Source organism: Streptomyces sp. NPDC059851 (genome assembly GCF_042732005.1).
Taxonomy (GTDB): domain Bacteria; phylum Actinomycetota; class Actinomycetes; order Streptomycetales; family Streptomycetaceae; genus Streptomyces.
This window is the reverse complement of record NZ_JBHWJJ010000017.1, coordinates 18,826-33,143: the sequence shown is the minus strand read 5'-3', so window position 1 is coordinate 33,143 and position 14,318 is coordinate 18,826. Positions and strand designations below refer to the sequence as shown.

Below are 14,318 nucleotides of genomic sequence, written 5' to 3'. Positions count from 1 at the left end.
GGGCGCCCAGGATCATCGATCACACGATCGAGTGGCGGTTTGGCCGAAGTGCTGCGGGGGCTTCAACTCCGTGCGTGCAGGGTCTTCGTCAGGACGCCACCGATGACGACCAGGGCCACGCCCAGCCACCAGAGGTCGCCGTCGAAGACGAGGACGGCGATCCCGATCGGCACCAGCAGGCCGGCCACCGGAAGCATCAGCGAGGCCACGTTCGGCGGCTCGCGGCCCAGCCCCTCGGCCTCGCGGGCGGCGCGGGCCCGTACGACGTCCGGGTACCAGGCGGTGAACCGGAGGGCGGCGACGATCGCCAGGATCTGGATGATCCAGTTGGTCCACATGTTGTCCGGGCTGCGCAGGATCAGGTCGCCGTAGAGGCCGGCCAGGGCGGCCACCAGGAAGGCGAGCCCCCATACCCCGGTGATCATGTAGTTGGTCCGGATGAAGCCGCGGGTGTGCCAGAGGGACGGGTCGGCCTGTTCGCGGGCGTACTGGAGGGTGAACGGCATCCGCACGGCCATCGAGCCGAAGGCGATCGTGGCGAGGGTGAAGTTCGCGACCTCGCCCGCGTACGTCTCCAGCCAGGTGCGCGTGCCCTCGCTCGCCAGGGCGCCGATGGCGGTCATCGCGCCGAAGAACACGACGTCGGCCAGCTCCAGCAGCTTCCAGGAGCTGCCCCGGTTGACCACGCGGCCCAGGACGACGAGGGCGACGGCCGCTGCCAGGGAGATCCCGACCGCGAACTCGAACCGTCCCGGCCCGACGAGCAGGGAGAAGGTGATCCACGGCGACATCCCGACGACGGGGTTCTCCAGGAGCCCGGAGAGCGCGCCGGTGGCCGTGTCGGATGCCTCGGTTCCCATCCCTCCAGCGTGCGCGTCCGCCGTCCGAGGGGCCATCCGGGGGCGCGGGCGCCCGTACGGCGGCCGGGTACCGCGCGGGTACAGGGCCCCCGCCTCCTGGGGCGTGTCTCGTCGTGGGGCGGGCGGGGCGGGAGGGTGCGGATCATGGACCACACGTTTGAGTACCGCTTCGTCCGGAGCCCCCGCAGCGTCCGCCTGGCCCGGACCCTGTTCGCCCAGCAGGTCCGGGCGTGGAAGCTGCCCGAGGACACCGTGGAGACCGCCGTACTGCTCGTCAGCGAGCTGATGACGAATGCCTGCCAGCACGCCCGGGTGCCCGTCGGGCGAGAGGTGTGGATGCGGGGCGGCTGGTGCGGCGACCGGCTGAGGGTGGAGTTCCTCGACGCGAACCGGTCCCTGCCCGCGCCGCGTACGCCCGCGCCCGGGGACGAAGCCGGGCGCGGTTTGGCGATCGTCGCCGCGCTGGCCGCGCAGTGGGGTGCTTACCCGCGGGCCTGCGGCGTCGGCAAGGTGGTGTGGTTCGAGCTGCACACCGGCGAAGGTCAGTAGCCGGCCGTGTTGAGCAGCCGGTTGGGGGTGTTGTAGCTGAGGCGGGTCAGGATGTCCTTCGTCGACCGCTGCTCCAGGAAGCCGGCCACCTGGTCGGCGGTCTCGTCGGGGTGCGCCGCCTTGTACAGGGCGGCGACGCCCGTGACGTGCGGGGCGGCCATCGAGGTGCCGTCCAGGGCCGCGGTGCCGCCGGACAGGCGGGCGGAGACGATCTCCTGGCCGGGGGCGTAGAGGGAGACGCACTGGCCGAAGTTGGAGAAGTCCGTCTCCCGGTCGTAGCGGTCGGTGGCCGCGACCGTCACCACGCGCGACGCCGAGGCGGGGGACACGTTGCAGGCGTCCTGCGCCTCGTTGCCGGCCGCGAAGACGGGGAGGACGCCCGCGTCGTGGAGCGCGTCCGCGGCGGCGTTGACGGCGCTGGAGCGTGCGCCGCCCAGGGAGCCGTTGAGGACGGCGGGTTGCCTGGCGTTCTCCGCGACCCAGTCGAGGGCGGCGATGATCCCGGAGTAGGTGCCCTTGCCGTCGCAGCCCAGGACGCGGACGCTGACCAGGTTCACCTTGGTCGCCACCCCGTACGTACGACCGCCGACCGTGCCCGCGACGTGTGTGCCGTGGCCGTGGCAGTCCAGGCCGCCCCGGCCGTCGCCGACGGCGTCGAAACCGGCCTTCGCGCGGCCGCCGAACTCGGTGTGTGCGAAGTCGATGCCGGTGTCGAGGATGTACGCGGTCACGCCGGCGCCGTTGCCCTGGACGGTGAACGCGTTGTCCAGCGGCAGTTGCTCCTGGTCGATGCGGTCCAGCCCCCAGGAGGTGGACGCCACCCGCGGTGCGGGCACGGCGGCGGCCGGGACGGGCGGGGCGGTCAGGGCCGCGTCCTCCTCCACGGACGTCACGCCCGGCAGCACCCGGATCGCCTTGAGCTGGGAGGCGGTGAGCGGCGCGGCGAACCCGCGCATGGCCCTGGAGTAAGTGAACGACGGCTTCACGCCCGCCACCGCGGCGACCGCGATCGGGTCGGCGGTCTGGTCGAGGGTGACGATGTACTGGCCGGGGATCGCGTTCGCGGACGTGTGCAGCGGTGCCGGGGTGGGCTCGGGGGTGTCGGCGGCGGCGACGGCGGGGCCGAGTGCGGCCGGGGCCAGGGCGAGCAGGGCGGCAGCGGCGGTCGTCAAAGGCGCGAGCAGGCGCATGGGCGGGGCTCCAGGGGGTGGAAGGCCGTCACGGGCGGGCCGCCGCCCGCCCCATCCGGCGTCGGGCGCGGCCCTTCCCTGCATCGGTGACCGCGTGGGCCCGACTTGAACGGCCCGCTCCGTTCGGCCGAGGGCGGCGCCCGGAGACGGGGGAGCGGGTGCGTACGGGCTGGCGAAACGATTCCCCTGGGCCGTGGCGGCCTTCCCGACCGGCCCCCGGCGTTCCGGTACGTCCGTCGGATCCATCCGTACGGCCGGTGCTGCCGCCCGGGGCGCACTCCGGGGCGTGCTCCCGGAAGCCGCCGCCGCGCCGACGGACGTCGTTGACCCGCACCGGCCGGGCGTGGTCGCCTCGCACCATGCGCACCAGCCCCGGGCGTGCCCTCCCGGCGGCGTTCGCCGCCGCCCTGGCCGCCGTAGTCGCCCTGTCCGCCACCGCCCATGCCGCCGCCACCGCCGCGGACCCCGGAGCCCCGGGGGTCCGTGCGGTCCGCTCGGTGGCGGACCCGGCCGACTGGCCCACGTACATCGTCACCGTCGACCGGGCCCTCGACCCGGTCGACGTCGCGGGCCGCGTCGAGGGCGTCCACCCGCTCCACGTCTACCGCGACACCCTGAACGGCTTCTCCGCCCGCCTGGACCCGGACCAGCTGGCATCCCTGGCGTCGATGCCGGACGTCGAATCCATCGAGGAGGACGGCACCGCCTCGGCGGACGGGCCCGCGGTGTCGTAGCACCCCGGTGCGGCAGCGACGACGGCGCCCGCGCGGCAGTTCATCCGTGGATGCGGAGAACCGCGCCCGAGCAGGGGCGACTCAATGGGTTTCCCACTCCGGGAAGTTGCGCTCTCCGCGCTTCCACAGCGTGCACGACGGTGCCTGCTGTCCGCCGAACACGTCGTCTTCCTTCAGGTCTTCCCGCACCGTGAGGGTCCGCCCGCTCTTCTCGTCGACGTACTTCTCCACTGCCACCCCGTTGAGCAGCTCGTCGAGCTGCTCGCGTGTCAACGCCTTCGGCCAGCAGGTGCGCGGGTTCACCTTCGCTCCGGACAAGGAGGTCTTCGGGCCGGTGACGATCGCGTGGCTGAGGTTCGCACTGTGCAGTGAGGCCCGGCCCAGGTCGGCGTCCTCAAGGCTCGCGTCCTGGAGGTTGGCTCCGATGAGGTTCGCCTCCCGCAGATCAGCGCCCTTGAAGCTCGCCCCGGTCAGGTCGGCGTCCTGGAACCTCGCACCCCGCAGGTCTGCCTTGGTGAAGTCCGCGTTGTGAAGCGATTTCCCGCTGAAATTGATCCCCTTGATGTCGTGGCCGGCGACGGTCAGACCAGGAATGCTGTGCGCGCTCTCGACGCTCGCGCGCCAAGCCGCATTCTCTTGGGATTCACGGATCGACTCACCCAGGAACAGGGCGGACAGCCCCACGGCGATCCCGCACACCAGGCCGCCCCCGATTCCGGCCATCACCTCGATCCTGGGCTCCGACTCCGGCTCTTTCACGGCCATCCGCCAGGCGCGAAGAGCCAGGACGCAGCCGAGGACGAGAAGTACGGAGACCAGGGCCCACTGCCATGGACCTGCATCGGGCATGGGGAGCCTCCCCAGCACACGTGAACAGGGTGAACCGGCAAAACCGCGCCCTTCTTCCTCTATACGCCCCGCCCGGGGTGCCGGCAAGCCGAGTACCCCTGGTGGGCTTTGAGTCGCGGGTGACCTACCCCGGCGACAAAGCCGTTACCGGTGCGGGCAGTTCCGCCGCCCTCCCGGCCGGTCAAGCGGAGTTGCCGGCTCCGGCAGTCGCGAGGGACCCGGCGGCGAGGGGCAAGATCACCACGTGCAGAATGACCGGTATGTCGAATGCGAACACCCCGCGGGCGGCTACGCCCGACGACGCGTCAACGGTCAGCAGCACCCTCGCCCGCGCCTTCGGCGACGACCCGATGATGCGCTGGTTCTTCCCCGACGACGCCTCCCGCGAAGACGGGATGCGCCGCTACTTCGCCACCCTCTTCACCCGGCAGTACGGCCGCCACGGCGTCTGCGAGCTCACCGACGCGGCAGCCGCCTTCTGGGTGCCGCCGCACGCCCTCGACAAGGCCGTCCCCGACGCCGGGACCGTCGAGGAGCTCCAGGGCATCCTCGGTGACCGGGCCTCCCTCTTCCGCGAGGCCGTCGAGGCGGCCGCCGCCGCCCCGCCCAAGGACCCCCACTGGTACCTGGCCGTCGTCGGCGCCGACCCGGCAGCCCAGGGCCAGGGCCACGGGGCCGCACTGCTCCGCTCGGGCCTGGCCAAGGCCGACGCGGAGGGCGTGCCGGTCGCGCTGGAGTCCTCCAAGCCGGAGAACATCCCGTTCTACGAGCACTTCGGCTTCGCCGTGGTCGCCGAGATGGAGCTCCCGGGCGGCGGCCCCAAGGTGTGGGCGATGTGGCGCGCCCCGCGCCCCGCCGCCGGCTAGCCCCCGCCCGCAACCGGTAGTCAGGGTCCATCCGGGCGGGCGCCCGGGCCCGTACGGCATGGCGCCGGGGGCCGCGGCGACCCGCGCCGGATGCTGGGGCCTCCCCCGCTGCTGCAGGAGAGGCCCGTGAGCGAACCCAGCCGCCCAGGAAGCCCGCGGACGCGCACGGCGCCGGCGCCGGCGCCCGCCGGGGCGGACCACGGCGCCCCCGTCCCCGGGGTCATCGGCATCGGGCTCGCGGCGGTGCTCACGTTCGCCCTCGCCCAGGGCTCGTGGCAGTGGTTCGCCACGTTCATCGGGGCGACGCTCCTCGCGATCATGCTCGCCTTCCAGCAGCGGCAGCCGTGGTCGCCGGACCTCCGCTCCGGGTACACCCGCAGCCTGGTCGCGTACGCGCTGGTCGTCGGCCTGTGCGTGGCGATCGCGCTCGCCCCCCTGCTGCAACGCCTGGCCTGGCTGTTCCCGATGCCGGGCACGCGCAGCCACTGCGCGTTGGCGGGCCGGTACGCGGCCCTGCAGGCGGAGGCCACGCTGGGCAACCTGGCCGGCAGCGACCCCGCGGCCCTGGCCTTCGCCCAGCAGGACCAGGGCCGCCGGGCCGTCGCCGACTGCCTGGCGGCCACCACGACCCTGTGGCTGCCGGTGTACGCGGTGGCGGTGGCCGTCCTGGTGGGCGCGGTGGCGTGGACCCGCGACCGGGCCCGGGCGGCCGGGGCGGCTAGTACCGGGCGCGGGGCGGGGGATCCAGGATGACCAGGGGGATCACGCGGAGCGTGTGCTCCTGGTAGTCGTCGAAGGCGGGCCACAGGGCGGCCAGGGCCGGCCAGTACGCCTCGCGCTCGTCGTCCGTGGCCCTGCGGGCCACGGCGGGGCGGACCACCGGGCCCACCTGCACGCGGACCTCCGGGTGCGCGGTCAGGTTCCAGAACCAGGCCGGGTGCCGCGGGGCGCCCCAGCCCGCCGCCGCGACGACCAGCCGGTCCTCGTCCTCGGTGTAGATCAGCGGGGTGCGGGAAGTGCGGCCGGTGGCGCGGTCCAGGGTGGTGAGCAGGAGGGTGGGGACCCCGTGCCAGAGATGGCCGTCGACGCCGCCGGTGCGCACGTATTCGCGTACGTGGTCCCGGGCGGATGCCGGCGCGGGGTCTGCGGGGTGGTCCCAGTCGACGGTGATCGTCTGCATGCTTCCTCCGAGTAACGACCCCCGGCCGGCTTAACGATCCTTCAGCTCGACCGGATACGGTCCGTCACACCCATGGCGCAATGCGGTGGTCTGGACCAAGCTCGTCGCATGGATCTGGAGTTGAGGCACCTCAGGATCGTCAGGGCCGTCGCCGAGGCCGGAAGCCTCACCCGCGCCGCCACCGCGCTCGGACTCGCCCAGCCCGCGCTCAGCGCCCAGCTCAAGCGGATCGAGCGGGGGCTAGGCGGCGAGCTGTTCGTACGCGGCCGGGACGGGGTCCGCAGCACCCCGCTCGGGGAGCTGGTGCTCGACCGGGCCCGGGTGCTGCTGCCCGCGGTCCGCGAGCTCCAGGAGGAGGCCGTCCGCCTCACCCGTGAGGGGGCCGGGGGATACCGGCTCGGCGGCACGCACGGCCCGCTGCTCGGCGGGCTCGTGGACCGGCTCGCGCGCCGGGAGCCCGGGGTGCCCGTGACGACGTACACCTCCTGGTCGGAGCGGGAGATCGCCGGCGCCGTCGCCGCCGGGCGGCTGGACTTCGCGCTGGTCGGGGCCTGCGGCGAGAGCGCCCCGCCCGAGCCGGGGCCGGGAACGGGCGCCGGTACGGGCGCGGGCGCGGGTACGGGGATGGGGCCGGGGCCGGGGGCCCGGCGGGCGGTGCTGGCCTGGACGGAGGTGGCGCGCGACCCCGTGCACGTGATGCTGGCCGAGGACCACCCCCTGGGTCGCCGGGCCGAGATCGAGCTGGCCGAACTGGCCGCCGAGGCCTGGACCGACGTACCCGGGGACGGCTGCTTCGGGGACTGCTTCGCCGCCGCCTGCGTACGGGCCGGGTTCACGCCGGCGTGCGTGTACGAGGCCGACACCGCCTCCTGCGTGCACCTCGTGCAGGTCGGGCGGGCCGTCGGGCTGTGCCGGGCCACCTTCCCGGCCACACCCGGACTGGTCACCCGGCCCCTCGCCGGGACCCCGCTGGTCTGGCGGCACCTGCTCGGCTGGCACCCCGCCGGGCGGGCCGCGGCCCGCGCCTCCTCCCTCCTGGACCACGCCCGGTCCGCCCACGCGGAGGCCCTGACCCGCGCGGCGTCCGGCCCGGCGGCACGGACCCCGACCCCGGCAGCGGCCCGGGTCCCCGGTCCGGCCGCCGACCGGGGCTAGCCGCCCCGGCAAGCCGTGTCGCACCGGTCCGCCGGTGCGGTCGACGGCGTCGGCGGAGCCGGGCCTGCGGATGCTGCGGGGGCGCGCTGCCGGGGTCTCCCGGCGGCCCGTGGCGCGGGGCCCCGCACGGCTGCATCGTGGGCCCCGCGCCCGGCGTCGTCCCTGCGGCCTGCCGCGTCGGGGCCGCCTACGGGGACCGGCCGTACCGGGCCGGGCCGTGGGTGCGCCGGGGTTCGGGGTGTGGATCGCCGTTGGTTGGGTGTCGGTCGGTGGTGGTTGAGCGCGCAGTTCCCCGCGCCCCTGGCTCCTCCGCGGGGTGCCGCGGCGGCTGTGCGGCCGTCTGGCCGGGGTGGTACGGGCCGGGCCGGGACGGTTCCAGGGGTGGACGCGCTTGCCTGGGGGCCGGGTGCGCCTACCTGTGCTGTGCCGTTGGGCAGGCCGCTTTCCCGCGCCCCGGCCGCGCCCTGCGTCAGCGCGGGGTGGTCGGCGCCGGCACCGGTGGGCCGGTCGGCGCGGGCCAGGGCGAGGTGTGGCCCCGGGGCGGAGTTAGTCCGGCCCGGGGCCGACCGCAGCCTTCGTACGGGATCCGTTACGGGAGGAAGCGCTCGATGACCGCCCTGCCCTCCTTCTCGATCAGCTTCCGGGCCTTTTCGACCCGCTCCGGAGTCGGGTCGGCGCCCGTCGCCATGACGAGGTCCTCGGGGTCGTACGCGCCTTCCCCGCCGGTGTTGAGCCTGACCGGCCGGGATGCGGCCTGGGGCTGCTGGTCCGATTCAGTTCCCATCGGTGCCTCCGTTGCAGTGCCCTGCTTGGTTGCCCCCCATCCTCCGGCTGCGGAGTCATGAACGCACCTCGGCGGGCCGCAGCCCGCGATCGCGGCCCGGGCATAACGCCGGGGGAGGGGCCAACTGGCAGTACCCGGGCCCCCGTTGGGATTCCTACGGTTGCCGCGTCCCCCCACGGAATCCGAGGAGATCCCCATGCCCAAGCGACACGCCCGCGCGGCGTGTACCGCCCTGGCCGCCGCCGGCCTGCTGTTCGCCGGCGCCGGCCCCACCACCGCCGCCGCCCCGGCCGCCCCCGCCCCCACCGCGGCGCAGGCCCTGCGCACCGCCGACGCCCCGCCCGAGCTGCTCGCCGCCATGCAGCGCGACCTGGGCCTCACCCCGGCCCAGGCCTCGGCCCGCTTGGTCCACGAGGCCGAGGCGGGAGCCACCGCCGCCCGGCTGCAGAGCCGCCTCGGCACCGCCTTCGCCGGGGCCTGGGTGGACGGCGCCGACGCCACCACCCTCACCGTGGCCACCACCCGGCCCGAAGACGCCGCCGCGATACGCGCCGCCGGGGCCCGGGCCCGCGTCGTCCCGCACGGCCTGGCCGTGCTCGACTCCGCCAAGGCCGTCCTGGACCGCTCCGCGACCGCCGCGACCCCCGTCCGGTACGTGGACCCGCGGACCAACACCCTCGTCGTGGAGGAGGTCGAGCCGGGCGCCGCGGCCCGCCTGCTGGCCGCCACCGGCACCGACGCCTCCCTGGTCACCGTGGTCCGCACGGCCGAGGCCCCGCGCCCCCTGTACGACCTGCGCGGCGGCGACGCGTACTACATGAACGGCAGCGGCCGCTGCTCCGTCGGTTTCCCGGTGACCCGCGGCACCACGCACGGCTTCGCCACCGCCGGCCACTGCGGCCGGGCCGGAACCACGACCACCGGGTACAACCAGGCCGCCCAGGGCTCCTTCCAGGCGTCGGTCTTCCCCGGCACCGACATGGCCTGGGTCGCGACGAACTCCAGCTGGACGGCAACCCCGTACGTCAAGGGCAGCGGCGGCGCCCTCGTGCAGGTCACCGGCTCCGTCCTGCAGCCCGTCGGGGCCTCCGTCTGCCGCTCGGGATCGACCACCGGCTGGCACTGCGGCACCGTCCAGCAGCACGGCACCAGCGTCACCTACCCCGAGGGCACCATCTCGGGGGTGACCCGCACGACGGTCTGCGCCGAGCCCGGCGACTCCGGCGGCTCCTACGTTTCCGGCAGCCAGGCCCAGGGCGTCACCTCCGGCGGCTCCGGCAACTGCTCCAGCGGCGGCACCACCTTCTTCCAGCCGCTGAACCCGATCCTCTCCGCGTACGGGCTGACCCTCAGGACCACCGGCGGCGACCCGGGCCCCGGCCCGGGCCCGGGCGAGCCGGAGCCCGGCGGCACCTGGAAGGCCGGCACGGTCTACGCGGCCGGCGCCACCGTCACGTACGGCGGCGCGAGCTACCGCTGCCTGCAGGGCCACCAGGCCCAGACGGGTTGGGAGCCCCCGAACGTCCCCGCGCTCTGGCAGCGCCTGTGACCGCCCTCGTGGCAGCGCCTGTGACCGCCCTCGTGGCCGCGCCCGTGGCCGCCCCTGCGACAGCGCGCCTGCCACGGACACGCCTCCCCGCGTGAGGTGGGCGGGTGCCCCGTGGCTGCCAAGGGGGAGCCACGGCGCACCCGCCGTCACCCACCGCCCCGCCGCTCTGTACTCTGACCCACGCTTTCGACCTGATCATGTCATCCACAGAGCACACTTGGGGGGCCGGTGCGCAGTCGCCGACTCATGGTTTCCGCCGCCGCCATCGCGGCCGGTGCAGGTCTCATACCGGGCCCGGCGCAGGCCGCCGTTCCGGCCCTGCCCGCGGCGCCTGCTGCGGCGTCCGCTGCGACACCCGCTGCGGGGGCCGACTACACGGGCACGTTCCACAGCCCGCACGAGCGCACGGTCCGCACGGTGCTCCCCGGGGGCGGGGGCCAGGACGCCACCGGCAACCCCGACCTGGCGATCTCCCTGATGGGCGAGATCACCACCGCCCGCGGCCTCAGCCTCGGCATCAACATCGCGAGTGCGGAAGCCCCGCTCGACGTGACCATCGACTGGGGCGACGGGACCACCGGCAAGGCATCGGCCACCGGCGCCGCCGTGCTGCTCCACAACAAGCACACCTATCCGCGGCCCGGCGAGTACACCGTCACCGTGACCGTCGTCGACAGCGTCCACAACGTGCAGGCCGTCAACACCATGCCGTTCGCCACGGCCGGCTCCTTCTTCGTGCCGCACGCCCCGCTCCGCCTGCTCGACACCCGCTCCGGCACCGGCGCCGCCAAGGCCAAGGTCGGCCCGTACTCGTCCGTCCGCGTCAAGGTCGCGGGCGCCGGGAAGGTGCCGGCCACGGTCACCGCCGTGGTCCTCAACGTCACGGTCACCAACACCACCGCCGGCGGGCACGTCTCCGTCTACCCGTCGGGCCGGGCGCGCCCCGAGACCTCGAACATGAACTACACCGCCGGGCAGACGGTCCCCAACATGGTGATCGTCCCGGTCGGCCAGGACGGGTACGTCGAGCTGTACAACGGCGGCTGGAACGCGGCGGACCTGATCGCCGACGTCACCGGCTACTTCGACCGGTCCGCGTCCGACGGCTACACCGCCCTGAACCCGGTCCGCTTCGTCGACACCCGCGAGGGCAACGGAGCGCCGCGCGGCCAGGTCGCCGGCCAGGGCACCATCGGCGTGCAGATCACCGGCCGCGGCGGCGTCCCGGCCGGGGCGACCGCCGTCGCGCTCAACGTGACCGTCACCAACCCGCGGGAGGCCGGCCACCTGACCGTCTTCCCCAGCGGCCAGGCCGCCCCGACCACGTCCAACCTGAACTTCACCGCCGGCCAGACCGTCGCGAACTCGGTGATCGTGCCCCTCGGCCCCGACGGGAAGATCAACGTCCGCAACGGTGCCTGGGCCGGTACCGACGTCATCGTCGACGTCGTCGGCTACTACGGCGCCGGCAGCAAGGCCGCCTTCACCAGCACCATCAGGGGCATCCCGAGCAGCCCTTGGCGGCTCCACGACTCCCGCAGGGCGCCGGCCAACGTCTGGCCCTGCCTCGCCGGCGGCTACATGCGCATGGACCTGCGGGACTGGAACACCAACATGCCCATCGAGGCGCACGTCCTGAACGTCACCGTGACCAGCACGACCGGCGCGGGCCACCTGTCGGTCGCCCCGGACCCGTACTCGATGGACGACTACAACGACGGCAGCTGGCCGCCGATGCCGCCGCGGCCCACCTCCTCCACCCTGAACTGGACCGCCGGCAAGGACGTCCCCAACCTGGTCCAGGCGAAGCCCGGCCCCCACGGCGTGGTCGACTTCTGGAACCAGAGCAGCCGGGAAGTCCACTACATCGTCGACTGGTTCGGCCGGTACGACGCCTACTGACGCACGGGGGCGACGGGGACGGCAACGGGGACAGCGGCGCTACGCGACGACCAGCGCCGCCACCCCCGTCGCCACGACGATCGCCCCGCAGATCACCAGGTTCACCAGCCGGTGCTCCCAGAACACCGCGACGAACTCGCGGAGGGTGGCGCTCGGCCAGAAGTAGCGGGCCGTCGGGGAGCCCACGACCTGCCCGTTCACCCCGGCCTTGCGGGCGGTCATCGCGGCGCGGAAGGCGTGGAAGTTGTTGGTGACGACCACGCACCGGTAGTCCGGCCCGGTCTCCTCCTCCATCACCGCCCGGCTGAAGGCGAGGTTCTCGTCCGTAGTCCGGGAGCGGTCCTCCAGCCGGACGAGGTCGGGCGCCACGCCCTGCGCGATCAGCCAGTCGGCCATCGCCCGCGCCTCCGACAGCCTCTCGTCCGAGCCCTGCCCGCCCGAGGCCAGCAGCAGCGGCACCTTCTCGCCCCGCGCCGCCTGCGCGGCCTGGATCCGCCGGCCCTTCTCCAGGCGGGAGGCCAGCAGCGGGGGCACCCGCTGGCCGCCGATCAGGCCGGAGCCCAGCACCACCACGTAGTCCACCTCGCTGCGCACGTGGGTCCGCCCGTAGAAGAAGGCGTACGCGAGGAAGCACACGAAGAGGAACGAGACGTAGCCGACGAGCAGCACCAGCCCGCCCACGGCCGCGTCCATCGCCGGCGAGCCCCGGTCGGCGACGTAGGCGACCAGCGCGATCAGCCCGAAGATGCCCAGCCCGGCACCGAGGGACAGCAGGTTGGCGGGGCTGCGGCCCTCCTTGCGGAGCATGGTGATGCCGTTGCTCACGAGGAACACGCCGAGCACGAGGGTGCCCAGCGCCGGCACCAGCAGGACCAGCACCACCGCGGTGAGGGCGAGCACCGGCGGCAGCGACGGGATCAGGAACAGCACCCCGATCGACGCCCATATGAGGGTCAGCCCCAGCAGGACGGCATTGCGGAAGCGCCGGCGGTCCGCCCAGACGCTCACCAGGAACAGCAGCAGCAGGACACCGGCCGGCGCAAAAGCGATCATGCCGTTCAGCCTAGGGGCCGTCCGGCCCGCGCAGATCAGCCCCGAGGAGGACCCGTCCCGGGCACGGCCCGTCCTCAGCGCCCCCGGTACGGCGTCCGGCGCACCGCCCGCCCCGCGAGGACGTCCGTGCGGCGGCCGTCCCGCATGACGAAGCGGCCGCCGATCAGCACGTGCGGGATCCCGGTCGGCAGGACCCGCGGGCTGTCGTACGTCGACCCGGCCCCGACCGTCTCCGGGTCGAACAGGACCAGGTCCGCGCGGTGTCCGACCCTCACGAGCCCCCGGTCCGGCAGCCGCAGCCGGGCCGCCGGCCGGCCCGCCAGGTGCGCCACGCACTCCTCCAGCGAGAGCACGCCCAGCTCGCGCACGTACCGGCCGAGGTAGTGCGGGAACGTGCCGTACGCCCGCGGGTGCGGCTTCGCGCCCCACAGGATGCCGTCGGAGCCGCCGGTGTGCACCCGATGCCCCATGACCGCCCGGACGTTCTCCTCGTTCCCGACGTGCTGGAGGACGGTCGGTCCCAGCCGGTCGGCCAGCAGCAGCCGCCTCGCCTCCTCCCAGCCGCGCAGCCGCCTGCCCACCCACCCGCCGTGGGCCGGGTCCGCGGTCCCCGACACCTCGACCGCCGCCCAGTCCACGGGCACGCCGTGGCAGCCGTCCGACCCGGTCACCTCCAGCGCGTACCGGATCCGCTCGGCGGCGGCGTCGTCCCGCAGCCGGGCGAGCAGCGCCTCGGGGCCGCCCTCGCCGGCCCAGCCGGGCAGCAGCGCGGCGAGGGTGGTGCAGCCGGGGGTGTACGGGTAGCTGTCCAAGGTGATGTCGGCGCCCGCCGCCAGGGCCCCGTCGAGGAGCGCGAGGAGCTCGGGGGCCCGGCCCGTGTTCTCGGGGAAGTTCAAGGTGGCGTGCGCCAGGTGCAGCGCACAGCCGGCCTCCCGGGCCAGGGCGAGCACCTCGGCGTACGCGGCGAGCGCACCGCGCCCGTACGAGCGGTGGTGCGGGCACCAGTACCCCCCGTACGCGGCGACGACCCGGCACAGGACGGCCAGTTCGGCGCCGGACGCGTACGCGCCCGGGGTGTAGGTGAGCCCGGAGGACATGCCGACCGCGCCCTGCGCGAGGCCGTCGGCGACGAGCGCCCGCATCCGGTCCAGCTCGGCCGGGGTCGCGGGCCGGTCGGCCCAGCCGACGGCGTACGCGCGGACGGTGCCCTGCGGGACGAGGTAGGCGGCGTTGACGGCGGTGCCGGTGCGGTCGAGCCGGTCGAGGTAGCCGCCGACCGTGCGCCAGGTGAAGTCGCCGTCCTCGCCGGGGCCGTTCCAGCCGGTGACGGCGGCCCGCACCTCGGCGAGGGTCCCGTCGTCGACGGGCGCGTACGACAGCCCGTCCTGGCCGAGGACCTCCAGGGTGATCCCCTGGGCGGCCTTGGCGCTGTGGTCCGGGTCGCGCAGCAGCGCCAGGTCGCTGTGGGCGTGCATGTCGGTGAACCCGGGGGCCAGGGCCAGCCCGTGCGCGTCGAGGACCGTCCGCCCGCCGGCCCGGATCCGGCCGATGGAGGCGATGCGGCCCTCGTGCACGCCGACGTCGGCGCGGTACGAGGGCCCGCCCGTGCCGTCGACGACGCGGGCCCCCAGGATCACCAGGTCCATC

14 protein-coding genes are annotated in these 14,318 nt (G+C 74.6%); 7 read left to right on the top strand and 7 right to left on the bottom strand.

Annotated elements, in window-relative coordinates; translation table 11 throughout:
* Nucleotides 1-62: 62 nt before the first annotated feature.
* Entirely contained in the window at nt 63-860 is a 798-nt protein-coding gene (locus tag ACFV7Q_RS08465; protein ID WP_385425277.1) for a hypothetical protein, read from the bottom strand.
* A 144-nt stretch (nt 861-1,004) separates the two neighbouring features.
* Here ACFV7Q_RS08465 and ACFV7Q_RS08460 point away from each other — a divergent pair, with 144 nt between their 5' ends.
* Nucleotides 1,005-1,409: an ATP-binding protein gene (locus tag ACFV7Q_RS08460; RefSeq protein WP_385425274.1), complete on the top strand. Its 405-nt coding sequence runs from the start codon at nt 1,005-1,007 to the stop codon at nt 1,407-1,409.
* On the opposite strand, the gene ACFV7Q_RS08455 is transcribed toward ACFV7Q_RS08460, so the two are convergent.
* Entirely contained in the window at nt 1,403-2,599 is a 1,197-nt protein-coding gene (locus ACFV7Q_RS08455; RefSeq protein ID WP_385425271.1) for a S8 family peptidase, read from the bottom strand. The two genes, ACFV7Q_RS08460 and ACFV7Q_RS08455, sit on opposite strands and share 7 nt — an antisense overlap.
* A 359-nt stretch (nt 2,600-2,958) precedes the next feature.
* Here ACFV7Q_RS08455 and ACFV7Q_RS08450 point away from each other — a divergent pair, with 359 nt between their 5' ends.
* Nucleotides 2,959-3,333, top strand: a complete 375-nt coding sequence (locus tag ACFV7Q_RS08450) for a protease inhibitor I9 family protein (protein WP_385425268.1) — start codon at nt 2,959-2,961, stop codon at nt 3,331-3,333.
* Nucleotides 3,334-3,414: 81 nt separating this feature from the next.
* Here ACFV7Q_RS08450 and ACFV7Q_RS08445 read toward each other — a convergent pair whose 3' ends face one another.
* Complete coding sequence (locus ACFV7Q_RS08445; protein WP_385425266.1) at nt 3,415-4,092, bottom strand: pentapeptide repeat-containing protein; 678 nt, start codon at nt 4,090-4,092, stop codon at nt 3,415-3,417.
* 341 nt (nt 4,093-4,433) lie between these two features.
* On the opposite strand from ACFV7Q_RS08445, the gene ACFV7Q_RS08440 reads away from it, so the two are divergent.
* On the top strand, nt 4,434-5,048 hold the full coding sequence (locus ACFV7Q_RS08440; protein WP_385425263.1) for a GNAT family N-acetyltransferase: 615 nt from the start codon (nt 4,434-4,436) through the stop codon (nt 5,046-5,048).
* Between the two features lie 126 nt (nt 5,049-5,174).
* Nucleotides 5,175-5,801 carry a hypothetical protein gene (locus ACFV7Q_RS08435; RefSeq protein ID WP_385425260.1) on the top strand — a complete coding sequence of 209 codons (627 nt, stop codon included), beginning with the start codon at nt 5,175-5,177 and terminating at the stop codon, nt 5,799-5,801.
* On the opposite strand, the gene ACFV7Q_RS08430 is transcribed toward ACFV7Q_RS08435, so the two are convergent.
* Nucleotides 5,767-6,228 carry a nitroreductase family deazaflavin-dependent oxidoreductase gene (locus tag ACFV7Q_RS08430; protein ID WP_385425257.1) on the bottom strand — a complete coding sequence of 154 codons (462 nt, stop codon included), beginning with the start codon at nt 6,226-6,228 and terminating at the stop codon, nt 5,767-5,769. The genes ACFV7Q_RS08435 and ACFV7Q_RS08430 overlap by 35 nt on opposite strands.
* A gap of 108 nt (nt 6,229-6,336) precedes the next feature.
* Here ACFV7Q_RS08430 and ACFV7Q_RS08425 point away from each other — a divergent pair, with 108 nt between their 5' ends.
* The gene (locus tag ACFV7Q_RS08425; RefSeq protein WP_385425255.1) at nt 6,337-7,383 is read left to right on the top strand and encodes a LysR family transcriptional regulator; all 1,047 of its coding nucleotides are present in this window, start codon (nt 6,337-6,339) and stop codon (nt 7,381-7,383) included.
* A 589-nt stretch (nt 7,384-7,972) separates the two neighbouring features.
* Here the strand turns inward: ACFV7Q_RS08425 and ACFV7Q_RS08420 are convergent.
* A complete protein-coding gene (locus ACFV7Q_RS08420; RefSeq protein ID WP_385425252.1) occupies nt 7,973-8,167 on the bottom strand; it encodes a hypothetical protein in 195 nt (64 codons plus the stop codon).
* Nucleotides 8,168-8,363: 196 nt separating this feature from the next.
* Between ACFV7Q_RS08420 and ACFV7Q_RS08415 the strand changes: the two genes are divergently transcribed.
* Together ACFV7Q_RS08415 and ACFV7Q_RS08410 are read left to right on the top strand one after the other, a co-directional pair.
* Nucleotides 8,364-9,716: a carbohydrate-binding protein gene (locus tag ACFV7Q_RS08415; protein WP_385425249.1), complete on the top strand. Its 1,353-nt coding sequence runs from the start codon at nt 8,364-8,366 to the stop codon at nt 9,714-9,716.
* A 228-nt stretch (nt 9,717-9,944) separates the two neighbouring features.
* Nucleotides 9,945-11,618, top strand: coding sequence for a PKD domain-containing protein (locus ACFV7Q_RS08410; RefSeq protein ID WP_385425246.1), 1,674 nt, complete (start codon nt 9,945-9,947; stop codon nt 11,616-11,618).
* Nucleotides 11,619-11,657: 39 nt separating this feature from the next.
* On the opposite strand, the gene ACFV7Q_RS08405 is transcribed toward ACFV7Q_RS08410, so the two are convergent.
* A complete protein-coding gene (locus tag ACFV7Q_RS08405; RefSeq protein WP_385425243.1) occupies nt 11,658-12,671 on the bottom strand; it encodes a YdcF family protein in 1,014 nt (337 codons plus the stop codon).
* A 74-nt stretch (nt 12,672-12,745) separates the two neighbouring features.
* Entirely contained in the window at nt 12,746-14,317 is a 1,572-nt protein-coding gene (locus ACFV7Q_RS08400) for an amidohydrolase family protein (protein WP_385425241.1), read from the bottom strand.
* Between the last annotated feature and the right edge of the window lies 1 nt (nt 14,318).